Genomic DNA, 12,755 nt, shown 5'->3' on the forward strand with positions numbered 1-12,755 from the left:
CGGCTGGGCCCATCTGGCGGCGGTGATCGATTGTCATGATCGGGAAGTGATTGGGTACGAGTTCGCCTTGCGGAGTCGGGCGAAGGAGGCCGAGCGCGCCGTGGAAGCCGCCTGCCTGGCCCGGTTTGGGACGCTGCGGCCTGTGGGGGCGCCAGTCTTGCGAAGCGATAACGGCCTCATCTTTCAGAGTCGGCGGTTTCGACAAGCCTGCCGGGACTATCGGCTGACGCAGGAGTTCATCACGCCCCATACGCCGGAACAAAATGGGATTATCGAACGGTTCTTCCGCAGTCTCAAAGAAGAGTGTGTCTGGCAGCACGTGTTTCGGACGTTCGAGGACGCGCGACGCGTCATTCGAGAGTGGATGCAGTGGTACAACCAGGAGCGCCCGCATCAGGCCTTGGGCTATCGGAGCCCGATCCAATATCGGACGCAACAAGTAACTCAGGTGGCTTGATTTCAAGGGAGCACTACACAGGCATCCAGCGCCTTCGAGGTAAATTCGCTCCCATTGTCCACGGTGATGATCTTCGGGTATCCACACGGCTTTGCCACTCGCTCTAGGGCGGCGACCACCTTCTTCCCGGTCAGGGTGAAGTCTGGTTCGATTATTTGACTGTGCCGACTATAGTTATCCACGACCGTGAGTGCGCGAAACCGCCGCCCGTCCAGTAGTGTATCCGCGACAAAATCCATACTCCATCGTTCGTTCACCTGCGTCGGAGCCGACGGGACTACCCGCAGCGGACTGGCGCGTTTCCGTCGATGTGTCAGCCGCACCGCCAGCCCTTCTTCGCGATAAAGTCGACGGACCCGCTTGCCGTTGATCAGCCAGCCTTCTCGTCGCAGCATCACGTGCAGCCGGAGATACCCGAAGCGGGGACGGGCGTGAGCCAATTCGCGCAACCGTCTCCGGAGGGCACTATCATCGCGCCGGCTGTGGCGGTAGTACCAGGACGCCCGATTCAACGTGACCAGCCCACACGCTCGTCGCACCCCGATGGGATGCCGCCCTAGTACCTCTCGCACCAGAGCGCGTTTGCGCGCGGGCTTCAAGGCTTTTTTGCGAGCACCTCTTGCAAAATCACCTTATCAAGCGTCAAATCGGCGACCAATTGCTTGAGCCTGCGGTTCTCCTCCTCCAGCTGCCGCAGCCGCCGGATCTCCGCGATCGCCATCTGGCCATATTGCTTACGCCAGACATAGTACGTCGCTTCACTGATCCCAAGCGCTCGCGTGACTTCGGGAATCGGCGCTCCAGCCTCCACCTGCCGCAGCGCCGCGGCGATCTGTACCTCCGAAAACTTGCTCTTCTTCATGCCCTCCTCCTTCCTCTGGAGGGCTGTCAGGCTAACACACGTTTCTAGTTTTCGCTGGTCCAGTTTTCTGGGAGGACGTCACGCTCATCGCGGTTGCTCTGTATGTGACCTCTCTCACTGATGGAGGCGGGACTCTTGGTTCAGCGCCATGTTCCGTCCCGTCCTTGATTTTAGTACGCTTGTCGTGCGCATATGCACGGCTGTGCATAGATGCACGTTGTCCGCGACCGGAGACGATCTTCTTCCTCTGCAGGGACCTAACTGATTCGCTCATTTCTTGGATTTCACAGGGTTTCGTTCTTGTTGTCGCGTTAGGCCCTGTTCTTGCTGATGACGCGGCGCAAGAACTGCGTGCTTCGGAGACCTGTGCATTATGGAAGCAATTTTTCCACTCGTGACGATCTTTGCGCCCCTGCTGGGCACATTGCTCATCGGCCTGTTTTGGCGGGAGCTTGGTGAGCGCAGTGCACGCCTCGGCGTCGGAGCGCTCTGGTGCTCGGCGCTGACGTCGTTGGTAACCCTGGCGGTGGTGCTGTATGGAGACCCGATCCGCTTAACCATCCTGGGTGCGTCCTCGGGAGCCCTGGCCTATACGATTCTCATCGATCGCCTGGCCGGGGTCATGATGGTGTTGATCAGCCTGGTCAGTCTCATCATCCATGTGTATTCCGAGCGATACATGGTAGGCGACGCAGGCTACATCCGCTTCTTTGTATTTCTGGGTGGTCTCACCTCCGTGTTGCTGAGCCTGGTCAGCAGCGGCAATCTGTTGTGGATGTTCGTCTGCTGGCATTTGGTGACGTGGCTGCTCGCGTCGTTGCTCGTCTGCAACCCGGCGAGTCGTCCGGCCAGGGAAGCCGGCCAGATGACCTTTTGGGTTCAGGGGCTCGGGGATTTCGCCTTTCTCTTGGCGCTGTTGGCCCTGTATGGCGCGACCGGCACGCTGGATCTGACCGAACTCTTTGCTCGCCTGCAGGCCAATCCTGCGACGTTGACCCTCTGGCCGGGCATGCAGACGGATCTGGACGTGGCCCTGGTCGCGACCCTGTTACTCCTGTTGTCGGTGATGACGAAATCGGCGCAGTTTCCCTTTCACCTGTGGCTGATCGGCACGATCGAGGCCCCGACGCCGGTTTCGGCCTTGATGCATGCGGGTATCGTGAACGCCGGCGGCTTTCTCGTCAATCGCCTTGCTCCGCTGTTCGGATTGGCTCCCACGACGCTGCATCTGATGTTTGTGATCGGGTGCGTGACAGCCTTGATCGGCGCCACCGCGATGCTGACGCAAACCAGCGTGAAGCGCAGGCTCGTGTACTCGACCATGGGACAGATGGGATATATGGTCATGGAGTGCGGGCTGGGTGCATTTGCCCTGGCGGTGTTCCATCTCTGTGCGCACGGCCTCTTCAAGGCTACCCTGTTCCTCAATTCCGGCTCGGTCATCCACAAGGCGCGGACGGAATTCAAATTACCCCCGGCCGCCCAGGTGGATGAGGCCCATAGTTTTTCACCCATGACGTGGACGACCGGTGTGGTTGCGACGTTGGTGTTGCCGTTGGTGATCCTGCTCGTTGCGCATGGCGTCGTCAGCATTCCCTTGCAGGATGCGCAGGGGGCGGTGATTTTTCTCTTCTTCGGGTGGGTCACGACGTCGCAAGCGATGTTCACGCTGTACCGACTCCACACCGGGGCCTCCTGGACTGTCTCGTTGACCATGCTTGGGGCATTGACGGTCATCGGCCTCACCTACCTCTGGGCAGGCGAGGCATTTACCCATTTTTTGTATCCGGCCCATGATGCTGCGGCGAGTTTCATGCGCGCGGCCGAATGGAATCGTACGTTATTTGACGCGGTGGTGGGGTTAGCGGTGATGTTCATCCTGGCTGCGTGGGGCATGATTTACGGCAAGGCCAAAGGCGTCAAGTTGCTGATGCCGGCCTGGATGGATCAGTTGCGTGCACGGGCCTATGTCATGTTCTTGAATGGCCTCTATGTTGAAGATTTGGTTCGCGTGATCGGTCGAGCTGCGTTCCGCCGGTAATTCGCCGGGGACCGGACCGCAATGGAGTACAGGCATGGCACTTGAACGACGCACTTTCACCGATGCAGAGCGGATGGAATTGCGGTCTCACGTGGAACTGGCGGGAGAGGCCATCGCCTCCTACTGGCCCATGCGCACGTTCATCCACCACAACCCGTTGCATGGCCTGGAGGAGCTGCCGTTCGATCAGGCGGTGAAGCGGGGCGAACAACTGCTCGGGGGCAAAGGCTATCTGCCGGGTGCGCTTTATCGCCGGTATGTGGCGGAGGGCCGTATCCGTCCGGAAGATCTGACCCACGTGCTGACACCGCTTGCCGGAGACCGGCAGGTGACGTTTGCCGGTCGCCAATTGTCCCACCTGGAGTTGTTGCGGTTGTCCATGATGCATGGGCTCGGCGATCCGTCCCTCGAGGCACAGGCCACGGATGGGGCAACGGATCAGATTGTGGCCTGGCTTGCCTCTTTGGCCGATGAGGCCAAGACCATCCAGACGGAATCGCTCCTTCCCTGGGAACCGCTCGATCTGTGCTCACAGGAGACCCTGTCGGGCTGGTGCGATCGCACCTTGGGCACGTCGATCGTGTCGGACATCAACGAGCAGATGGTGAAATGGTGTGGAGTGTTTCTGGACGAGGGCGAAGCCTCATGGGTCATGCCCGAGCGGCAGCACACGTTTTATCGCTCCTGGAAACGACTGGCCCGGTACGATGCCGGGTTACGACTGCTGGGAGTGATGGATGTCGCGCAAAAAATCGACGCGATGGATGATCGTCCCGAAGAAGCGGTGCTCCATAGTCTGGCGGCGATGGGCATTCCCAAGCCGGCGTGGGAATCGTATTTCGCCTTACATCTGTCCGCCCTTCCCGGATGGACCGGGTACATCAAGTGGCGTTCTGAGGAACCGCATTACCCCTGGCAGACACGGTATCCCATCGATCTCGTGAAGTATCTGGCGGTACGCTTGTTCTACGAACGTGAGTTCGTCGATCTGCGCTGCCGGCAGCGGTTGGGTCTCGCGGGACAGTTTGACGCTGTCCGTGGCTACATCGAGCAGGCTCCTTACGGCCATTGGTTGAGGCGGCAGATGGTGGGCGGAAGGCTGGCGGCAGCGGTCGCCTCCGACGTGCAGGTCTGGACTCGACAGCACCCGCACGCCAGTCAGGAGGAATGGAATCGCTTCGGGCGGCAGGTATATGAGCAGAGCGCCGGCCTGCGTGGTGCCGACATCCTGAAGCGGGATGCGCGACGCTTGTCGGCGCTGGCTGTCGCCCTGGGCGTCGATCAGAACTTGGTGCCTCAGACCTCTCCTGCGGATGTGTTCACCGTGCTGAATTGGCTGGATGGATTTCCGGTCGGACAACAGAGCCAACGGTGGCTGGAGGCGTTTGAAACGCGACAGCGTCTGGATGTGGTGGGACAATTGAGCGGAATCGCCAGGCAGTTGCGCGACAGCGATGGTCGCCCCGCGACTGGTGCGCCTGCGCGTCCGCTCGCCCAACTGGTGTTTTGCATCGACGTCCGCTCTGAAGTATTCCGCCGACACCTTGAACAACTCGGCGGCTATGAAACATTGGGCGTCGCCGGATTTTTCGGTATCCCTGTGAAGTATCAGGCCTTCGGCGAAGAGCTTCCGGTGACGCATGCGCCCGTGCTCTTGAAGCCCAAGAATCATATCCGCGAAATCCCGCGCAGCTACCATGGCACGGCGGCAAGTCGGCATCGGCTATTTGCCAAACTCAGCCACGCAGGCCATCATCTGCTCCACGATCTCAAAGAAAATGTCATTACGCCGTATGTGATGGTGGAGGCCCTGGGCTGGTTTTTCAGCGTGCCGTTCTTTGGGAAAACACTCTTCCCGCTCTGGTATCACCGCGTCACGACGTGGTTGAAGGGACTGTGGTTGCCGCCGTTGGCGACGACCCTCACGATCGATCGGTTGAGCCGCGAAGAGGCGCAGGAAATGGTGGCGGTGGAACAGCGCGCCGCCATTCGCGCCGCGCTGCGGCAGGAGTTTCCAGAGCTGGGGTCCGCGATCACGCCCGCGTTGATCGATAACATCAGGCTCGGCGCCATAGAGAATCAGGACGACCAGGGCAAGCGAGAGGTCGCGGAGAGTCTGGGAACCACGGCTGCCCAAGTCGAAGCTTTGTATGAGCGATTCCGTCGTGACTACACGCTGACGCCGCGAGGCATGTCCTCCCGTCTCCAACGCATCACTCACCATGGATTTTCGGTCTCCGAGCAGGCCTATGGTGTGGAAGCAGCGCTTCGACTGATGGGATTCACCTCGGGGTTTGCGCGCCTGGTGGTCATGTGTTCCCACGGCAGCACCTCGGACAACAATCCGTATGAATCGGCGTTGGACTGCGGCGCGTGCGGAGGGAACAGCGGTTTGCCCAACGCGCGCGCCTTTGCCTCGATGGCAAACAATCCAGCGGTTCGTAAGGTCTTGGAGTCGCGCGGTCTCAAGATTCCAGGGGATACACACTTTGTGGCCGCGCAGCACGACACGACCAGGAACGATGTCCGCATCGTCGATTTAGAGGATGTCCCTGCGACACATCGGAAGGACCTGGTGCGGTTGTTGGACGATCTTCGAGAGGCGGGTGAGCAGGCGGCGCACGAACGGGGCTTGGCATTGGAGGGGACGGTTGCCTCGTCGAAGCGCAAGGACTCACTGATCAGGGCAAGCCGGAGAAGTGTGGACTGGGCCCAGGTGCGTCCGGAGTGGGGGCTGTCGAAAAATAATTTGCTCATCATCGGGCGGCGAGACCTCACGCGACCCTTGAATCTCCAAGGGCGGTCATTCCTCCATTCCTACGATTACCGACAGGATGACTCGGGGAAACTCCTGGAAGCCATCATGACGGCGCCGCTCATCGTGGCCCAGTGGATCAACATGGAGCACTATTTCTCGACCGTCGACAACGAAGTCTACGGCAGTGGGAGCAAGGTCTATCACAATATCGTCGGGCGGGTAGGGGTGATGAGTGGAGCAAGCAGTGACCTTCGGCTCGGGCTTCCTGCTCAGACTGTGCTGGACGGGCCGCGTCCCTATCACGAACCGATGCGGCTCCTCGCGGTGATCGAGGCTCCAAGGGAGCGGGTGGAAGCGGTGATTGCCACCCATCCCAGTCTCGAGCGGCTGTTCCATAACGAGTGGGTCTCGCTGGTGGTGTGCGAGCCGAACGAAGCCACCTTTTATCATTATGACATCATGCAGGGCTGGCAACCGGTGGCGGTAGAGCCGGACCAACGGACGGTGCGTTCAGATAATGTCAATGGACAGGTGAAGGTCGAAGCACATCCTGGCGGCGAGGCCTGCGAGGTCGTGGAGTCTGTGCCTGTGGAGCGGGATTCGACGACGACGCGTCCGTAGCCGATGCCGGCGAGGGCGCCTGATGGTATTGAATCTGGCACGACAGAACTAAAGGGGAGGAAGGGGGCGGAGTATGTTGACGCTGCATCCGATGAAAGAGATTCGAATTGTCATCGAAGGGGAACACCTGAAAATCGTGACCAGTCTACTCGACCGGGTGGGCGCGACCGGGTACACGATCATCAACAACGTATCGGGCAAGGGGCATCACGGGTTTCATGAAGGGCACTTGCTGTTCGACGACACCAGCAGCCAGGTGATCGTCTTTACCGTGGTGCCGGAGGAGCGTATCGAGCCGATTCTGGCGGGGCTCGGGCCGGTGTTCCACAAACATTCGGGTGCGATGTTTGTCAGCGACGTCTCCGTGACCCGCCGGGATCATTTCGTCGTTCGATAGAGTCGGAGGCTCGGTCTCCGCCTCTCGACGGGCTCGGGGCTGCCCGGTATACTGACCGTGCACGCCCGGGCGTGCCATTCAATGACCTGGCATGAGGGATGAGCACGACGTTGATGGCTTCTTCCCACCGCAGCCGCTCCAAAACCTCCAGACCTGTCACGTCCGAGATCGCTGCCGCTGAAGTGTTGGCGTGGCTCAGCGATTGTATCCACGGCGGGCTCTGCTTCGTCTGCAAGGGCCTTCTCATTTTCGAAAATTCTCAATTTGCAGAGCTGGTCGAGAGCGTCGTCTCCGGCGGGGCGGCACAGGAGCCTACGCTGCGGAAGCGGCTGTTGGACGACGCCATCGCGTGGAACGAACGAGATCTGGGCGCGCGCAAGAGCGTGGAGTATCACCTGGCTGCCCCAGACGGACGGTCCCTGCATTACGACTGCCGTTTCAATGTCGTGCCTTATCGAGGTGAGCGCGGCGTGCTCATGGTGTTGGAGGATGTTACGGAGCGGGTGCGGCTCGCCCAGGATGCCGCGCAGGTGGCGCGATTTCAATCGGTGTTGGCGCGCATCGGGACGCTCGGCGTGAGCGGCGTATCTGCCCAGGTGCTGATGAATGAGGCCGTGAAGGAAACGGCCACTGCCCTGGAGGTGGAGCTCTGCAAAATCCTCATCCCACGAGAACCGGACGGCCATCTCTACATCATGGCGGGAAGCGGTCTGCGGGATGAACTCATCGGAAAATTGACCATCGAAGGCGGGACCCACTCGCAGGCCGGGTACGCGATTCGGGAACGCATGCCGGTGGTGGTAGAGGATCTTCGCAGGGAAACGCGGTTTTCCGCGTCCAAATTGTTGACTGAGCATGGCGCGGTCGCCGGCATGTGTGTGCCGATGCTGGTCGAAGACCGGGTCTATGGGGTCATGACCGCCCATTCCAAGCGCGTACGCCGGTTCACCCAGCAGGAGCAGGAATTCCTCTCGACGATGGCGAACACGGTCGGTACGGTGTTGGAGCGCCGGCGGCATGAAGAGACGCAGATGGATTTTTATCATCGCCTGTTCCTGTCCGCGCAGGACGGCGTGATGATGACGGATACGACCGGAACCATCGTCGACTGGAATCCGGCCATGGAGCGCATGACCGGATGGACGCGCGAAGAGGCCTTGGGGCAGCGTCCGGTGATTCTGAAGTCGGGGAAACATGCGCCGGAATTTTATGAGCGGCTGTGGCAATCGATCCGGGCCGGGCATCCATTTGTGGAACGGTTCGTCAATCGTCGTAAAGACGGCTCGGAGTTTCTGGTCTGGGAAAGTGTCAGCCCGGTCAAGGCCTCCGATGGCACCACGCAATACTTCATGGCGATTCTGACCGACCTCAGTGAGCGTGAACAAATGCTGGAAGCCCTGCGCCATACCGAACAAGTCAAACTCGTCGGACAATTGGCCGGTGGGATCTTGCATGAGGTGCGGAATCCCCTCATCGGCCTGGGGAGCCTGGCCACGCACCTGGCCGAACAAACCACCCTGCCGCAGGACGCCCGTGACCGTTGCCGGTTGATCGCCAGGGAGGCGGCGCGGATCGACGAACTCCTCGAATCGCACCTCAGCCAGTTACGGCCAAGGCCCTTCGACATTGCCGCCTGCGACCTGGCCTCGGTGCTGGAGGATACCTGCACGCTGCTTCGTCCGAATCTGGTAAAGAATCAGATCGTGGTCAGGACCGCGGTCTCTTCCGACCTCCCTGCGGTTGAGGCTTCGAGGGCTCACATCCTGCAGGTTTGCCTCAATATTGTGATGAATGCCATCGATGCGATGCCGGGCGGCGGCCAGGTCCATGCGACGCTCACTCCGGAGGTCCGGCGCGCTCCCGGCGTGTTGATGCGTCTCGCCGATGGAGGGAAGGGCATCGCGCCTGAGGATTTGCAGCGCATCTACGAGCCGTTTTTCACGAATGGGAAGGCGAAGGGCGTGGGCCTCGGGTTGACCATCACTCGGGACATCGTGGAACGCCATCACGGGCAGCTCGTGATTGAAAGTCCGCCGGGGCAAGGAGCCGTGGTTTCTGTGTGGCTTCCGGTCAGGCACGACGCGTCGAGAGGAATCGAGCGATGATGAATGTGAATCAATGGGGTGGTGCGGCTCAGCTCGAACGTGAGGTGTCCTAGCATGGCGTGGCAACTGTTATTGCTGGAAGATGAGGTGTCGGTTCGCGAGGCGTTTGCCTTGCGACTGCGCGATCAGGGGTATGTGGTGCAGACGGCTGAATCGGGAGAGGAGGCTTTGAGTCTCCTGCGGACCTTTGAGCCGGATGTGCTCGTGGTGGACCTGGTGATGCCGAATCTGTCGGGCTTGGATGTGCTGACCCGGGTGAAGCAGCTGTCGCCGGAGCTTCCGGTCATTGTGTTGACGGCGAGGGGGACGGTGAAAGATGCCGTAGAGGCAATGCAATTGGGCGCCTTTGATTTCGTCGCCAAAAGCATCGACATGGACGATCTCCTGCATACGCTGCGGCGAGCGACTGACTTCCTGACCCTCCAACGGCAGGTGCAGTTGCACAGTGGCCAGGATGCCGCGCGGTACGCGCTGGATCGTGTGATCGCCAGGAGTCCCGTCACGCAGCACTTTCTCGCGCAGGTGAGGGAGCTGATCAAGAACGATCGGGTGACGGTGTTGTTGCAGGGCGAGACGGGAACCGGTAAGCAGTATATGGGGCGCGTAATTCACTACAACAGTGCGCGCGTGGGGAAACCTTGCCTGGAGGTGGATTGCCCGTCGATTCCCCAGGAGCTGTTCGAAAGCGAGCTGTTCGGCCACGAGAAGGGATCGTTTACCGGGGCGACCGGCAGGAAATGCGGCCTGCTGGAGATGGCCGAGGGGGGGACGATCTTTTTCGACGAAATCGGCGACCTGCCGTTGCCGTTGCAGGCAAAACTGCTTCGGGTGTTGGAAGAACGGACGATCCGGCGGGTCGGAGGGGCGGCGAGCATCCCGATCGACGTGCGCGTGATGGCTGCGACGAATCGGAATCTGAAGGACGCGGTGGCCAAGGGAGAGTTTCGTGAAGATCTGTACTTTCGCCTCAATGTGGTGACACTCACGGTGCCGCCCCTTCGCGACCGGAGGGAGGACATTATCCCCCTCGCGGAACAGTTTCTGACCCGATCAGCCTTGGCGCTGAGAAAACCGGTGCGAACCCTGGGTGCCAGCGCGCAAACCTTGCTCCGTGGCTATTCCCTGCCCGGCAACGTGCGGGAACTGAGCAATCTGATCGAACGGGCCGTGTTGTTTTGCGCCGGGACCACGCTCGAGGCGGCCAATTTTCCCGCAGATGTCCAACAGGCGGTCTTGCCGTCCCTGCAGAGCCACCCGGCCGTTCCCACACCCGGTGAGGGATCGGCTGACCCCACTCAGGTTCACATCAGTTTCCAGGTCGGCATGCAATCCCTGGCCGACCTGGAGGACCGGATCATCGGGGAAGTGCTGGCACGCTCAGGTGGCAACAAGACCTTGGCTGCGAAACAACTGGGTGTGACCCGCTGGATGTTGGATCGTCGCCGCAAGCCTCGGGCCTAGTTCACGCTCAGCCCTCGAGTTCTCGCCTTTCCTTGCAACACGACTGGATGATGGTCATCTGTGAGTGCCGGCGCACGCGCGCACAACTGCCCGTGCGCGCGCACACGTCATTGCTACCCTCGTGGTCCGTGTATCCCGCACTAGGCTCTCCGCAGCGCCGCATTTTCTGTGGAAAGTGTCTTTCCTCAGTCGACCCCGGTGAACCATGAAGCTGGACCGGCCTTTGCACATCCCTGTTCCTGTGAGATGAGTACGTGCAGTCCCACACCACCGGTTACACCACGGAGATGGTATGAATTGCTTGCGATGCAACAGTCCGATGTATCAGGAACTCTATGATCACTTTCAGGAAACGCAAGGCCAACAATTTCACGCGATGCACTGTCTGATGTGCGGCGATATTGTCGACCCTGTGATCCTCAAGCACCGTCGTGAACGGGTGGAGCCATTGGGAGATCGGGCCAGACTGGCCGTCGTGACCTCGGTCTGAACGTGGCGAAGGAGTCGTTGGGGGCGTTTGGCAGAGGGGCCGTTCACTGCCGGGAAACGCCCCCGTCTGATCGGCCCCGGTACCGGGAACTCTCAAGGATGGACGATGGCGCAGGCTCGTACTCCCGCTGATCTCGAATATGCCGTCATGCTGGCGATTCTGAACTTTCACACGGAGTTCATGAAATCCACTTATTCGCATGTCGACGTCCAATTGTCTGAGGACATCATCAAGGTGACGTTGACTAGGATTGGAACGGTGCCTGCCGAAGCGCGCTTGGCTCAATCCGAGGAGGGACGGGCGCTGCTCCGGCAAGTGCACGAGGCCCTGTTCACCTCTTGTCAGGAGGTGCTCATGCAGCGCATTGAACGCGTCGTCGATCGCAAAGTGCGGACGATGGTGACCAGTCTCGACCCGGTCTCCGGGAGGAGCCATATCGCGATCAATCTCTAACACCCTTCCGTTCAGCAGGCCGCCCGCTGAACCCCGGCAGAGAGAGCGCCGACGCGGATCATCCAAATCGTTGACAGGTTTCGCCTTCGCCGGCCGGTACGCGATCGTTTGCAGCGCGCCACCATTCCCCCATTCTGCGCCCTCTCATTCATTGATTTCGTGGCGGAATCGCCACATCGATGACCTTATTGTCGGTATCGATCAACAGAATCACCATGTCGCCCTTCTGAAGCGATTCTAATTTGTGACGAGTCGTGTCTCGAATTTCAAACGGCTGTTCACCGTGCGTTCCGGTACGTAGGACAATCGTATCGGCGGTCAGCGGGGTCACGATGGTGCCGTCGACCCGTTTGTGCGCGCCCTTGATCGGCGACAGCGAGCCGTGGCGGGCATCCTGATGCTGGCCGTCCTGCCGAGTGGATAGGGCGACATCAGCGATTTGATTGGTTTCGTCCAGCAGGAAAACGGCCGTGGCCCCCTTGGGGATCGCGGCGACTTTGCTGCGCGCCTGGGAGCGAATCTGATAAGACCGTTCCTCACCGGCCGATCGCACGACGACCGTTTCCTGGCCGATCGGCAGGTATTGCGAGACTTCTCCCCGCACCACCGTGTGTGAGCTCAACTCCCCCTGCACGGGATGATAATCCACCAAGAGATTTTGTTCGTTGAGCACCACAATGAGGTCATCTCCCTCTGCGAGGGGAGCAAATCTTTTTTGGTTTGCCTGCTTCAAGGGAAGGAAACGAGGTTGTACTTCTCCGACGTCGACCTTGATCTGGTCGGACGTAATAGACAGGATCTTCGCCAGCACCGAACGGTTGCCTTTCAACAACGTGTCGGCGTCTTCCCGCAGCTGGCTTGATCTGTCCTTCGGTGCCTGTGACGCCTGTTCTCCCGCCATAGCCGATGTGAAGCCTATGATCCCGGCCAACGAGGTGGCCGCCACGGTCATAGCGGCCTGCTGGTAGTGAAGGGGGAGTCGAAAGTATCTGTTCCCGATCATCACGATGTCTCCTTTGTTATGGTGTCGCGCAGAGGCACAGTGGGTGTGGGCCATCGTTGCTTCCTCGCCGACTGACTATGTTGAGTTGAACGAGCTTTTCGCGCCAT

11 protein-coding genes are annotated in these 12,755 nt (G+C 60.1%); 8 read left to right on the top strand and 3 right to left on the bottom strand.

Going from position 1 to position 12,755, the window contains the following annotated elements; translation table 11 throughout:
- On the top strand, positions 1-457 hold a 457-nt coding region (locus tag JNL86_04315), incomplete at its 5' end, for a transposase (protein ID MBL8042123.1).
- 2 nt (positions 458-459) lie between these two features.
- Here JNL86_04315 and JNL86_04320 read toward each other — a convergent pair.
- Positions 460-1,029, bottom strand: a complete 570-nt coding sequence (locus tag JNL86_04320; protein MBL8042124.1) for a transposase — start codon at positions 1,027-1,029, stop codon at positions 460-462.
- Between the two features lie 23 nt (positions 1,030-1,052).
- On the bottom strand, positions 1,053-1,319 hold the full coding sequence (locus JNL86_04325; protein ID MBL8042125.1) for a transposase: 267 nt from the start codon (positions 1,317-1,319) through the stop codon (positions 1,053-1,055).
- 373 nt (positions 1,320-1,692) lie between these two features.
- Here JNL86_04325 and JNL86_04330 point away from each other — a divergent pair, with 373 nt between their 5' ends.
- From JNL86_04330 to JNL86_04360, 7 genes are all read left to right on the top strand, one after another.
- Complete coding sequence (locus tag JNL86_04330) at positions 1,693-3,360, top strand: NADH-quinone oxidoreductase subunit L (protein ID MBL8042126.1); 1,668 nt, start codon at positions 1,693-1,695, stop codon at positions 3,358-3,360.
- Positions 3,361-3,394: 34 nt separating this feature from the next.
- Positions 3,395-6,739: a DUF2309 domain-containing protein gene (locus tag JNL86_04335; GenBank protein MBL8042127.1), complete on the top strand. Its 3,345-nt coding sequence runs from the start codon at positions 3,395-3,397 to the stop codon at positions 6,737-6,739.
- Positions 6,740-6,812: 73 nt separating this feature from the next.
- Positions 6,813-7,136 (top strand): P-II family nitrogen regulator, encoded by a 324-nt coding sequence (locus tag JNL86_04340; protein ID MBL8042128.1) that lies wholly within the window; start codon positions 6,813-6,815, stop codon positions 7,134-7,136.
- Between the two features lie 98 nt (positions 7,137-7,234).
- Positions 7,235-9,241: a PAS domain S-box protein gene (locus tag JNL86_04345; protein ID MBL8042129.1), complete on the top strand. Its 2,007-nt coding sequence runs from the start codon at positions 7,235-7,237 to the stop codon at positions 9,239-9,241.
- 54 nt (positions 9,242-9,295) lie between these two features.
- Positions 9,296-10,702: a sigma-54-dependent Fis family transcriptional regulator gene (locus JNL86_04350; GenBank protein MBL8042130.1), complete on the top strand. Its 1,407-nt coding sequence runs from the start codon at positions 9,296-9,298 to the stop codon at positions 10,700-10,702.
- A 292-nt stretch (positions 10,703-10,994) separates the two neighbouring features.
- Positions 10,995-11,192 (top strand): hypothetical protein, encoded by a 198-nt coding sequence (locus tag JNL86_04355; protein MBL8042131.1) that lies wholly within the window; start codon positions 10,995-10,997, stop codon positions 11,190-11,192.
- A 105-nt stretch (positions 11,193-11,297) separates the two neighbouring features.
- The gene (locus JNL86_04360) at positions 11,298-11,645 is read left to right on the top strand and encodes a DUF2294 family protein (protein ID MBL8042132.1); all 348 of its coding nucleotides are present in this window, start codon (positions 11,298-11,300) and stop codon (positions 11,643-11,645) included.
- A 148-nt stretch (positions 11,646-11,793) separates the two neighbouring features.
- On the opposite strand, the gene JNL86_04365 is transcribed toward JNL86_04360, so the two are convergent.
- Entirely contained in the window at positions 11,794-12,648 is an 855-nt protein-coding gene (locus JNL86_04365) for a hypothetical protein (protein MBL8042133.1), read from the bottom strand.
- Between the last annotated feature and the right edge of the window lie 107 nt (positions 12,649-12,755).

The sequence above is a fragment of the Nitrospira sp. genome (assembly GCA_016788885.1).
In the GTDB taxonomy this organism is placed as follows: domain Bacteria; phylum Nitrospirota; class Nitrospiria; order Nitrospirales; family Nitrospiraceae; genus Nitrospira_A.

Coding starts and splice junctions, on each gene's coding strand:
- JNL86_04325 (MBL8042125.1), bottom strand. CDS start 1,319: ATGAAGAAGAGCAAGTTTTCGGAGGTACAGATCGCCGCGGCGCTGCGG.
- JNL86_04330 (MBL8042126.1), top strand. CDS start 1,693: ATGGAAGCAATTTTTCCACTCGTGACGATCTTTGCGCCCCTGCTGGGC.
- JNL86_04335 (MBL8042127.1), top strand. CDS start 3,395: ATGGCACTTGAACGACGCACTTTCACCGATGCAGAGCGGATGGAATTG.
- JNL86_04340 (MBL8042128.1), top strand. CDS start 6,813: ATGTTGACGCTGCATCCGATGAAAGAGATTCGAATTGTCATCGAAGGG.
- JNL86_04345 (MBL8042129.1), top strand. CDS start 7,235: ATGAGCACGACGTTGATGGCTTCTTCCCACCGCAGCCGCTCCAAAACC.
- JNL86_04350 (MBL8042130.1), top strand. CDS start 9,296: ATGGCGTGGCAACTGTTATTGCTGGAAGATGAGGTGTCGGTTCGCGAG.
- JNL86_04355 (MBL8042131.1), top strand. CDS start 10,995: ATGAATTGCTTGCGATGCAACAGTCCGATGTATCAGGAACTCTATGAT.
- JNL86_04360 (MBL8042132.1), top strand. CDS start 11,298: ATGGCGCAGGCTCGTACTCCCGCTGATCTCGAATATGCCGTCATGCTG.
- JNL86_04365 (MBL8042133.1), bottom strand. CDS start 12,648: ATGATCGGGAACAGATACTTTCGACTCCCCCTTCACTACCAGCAGGCC.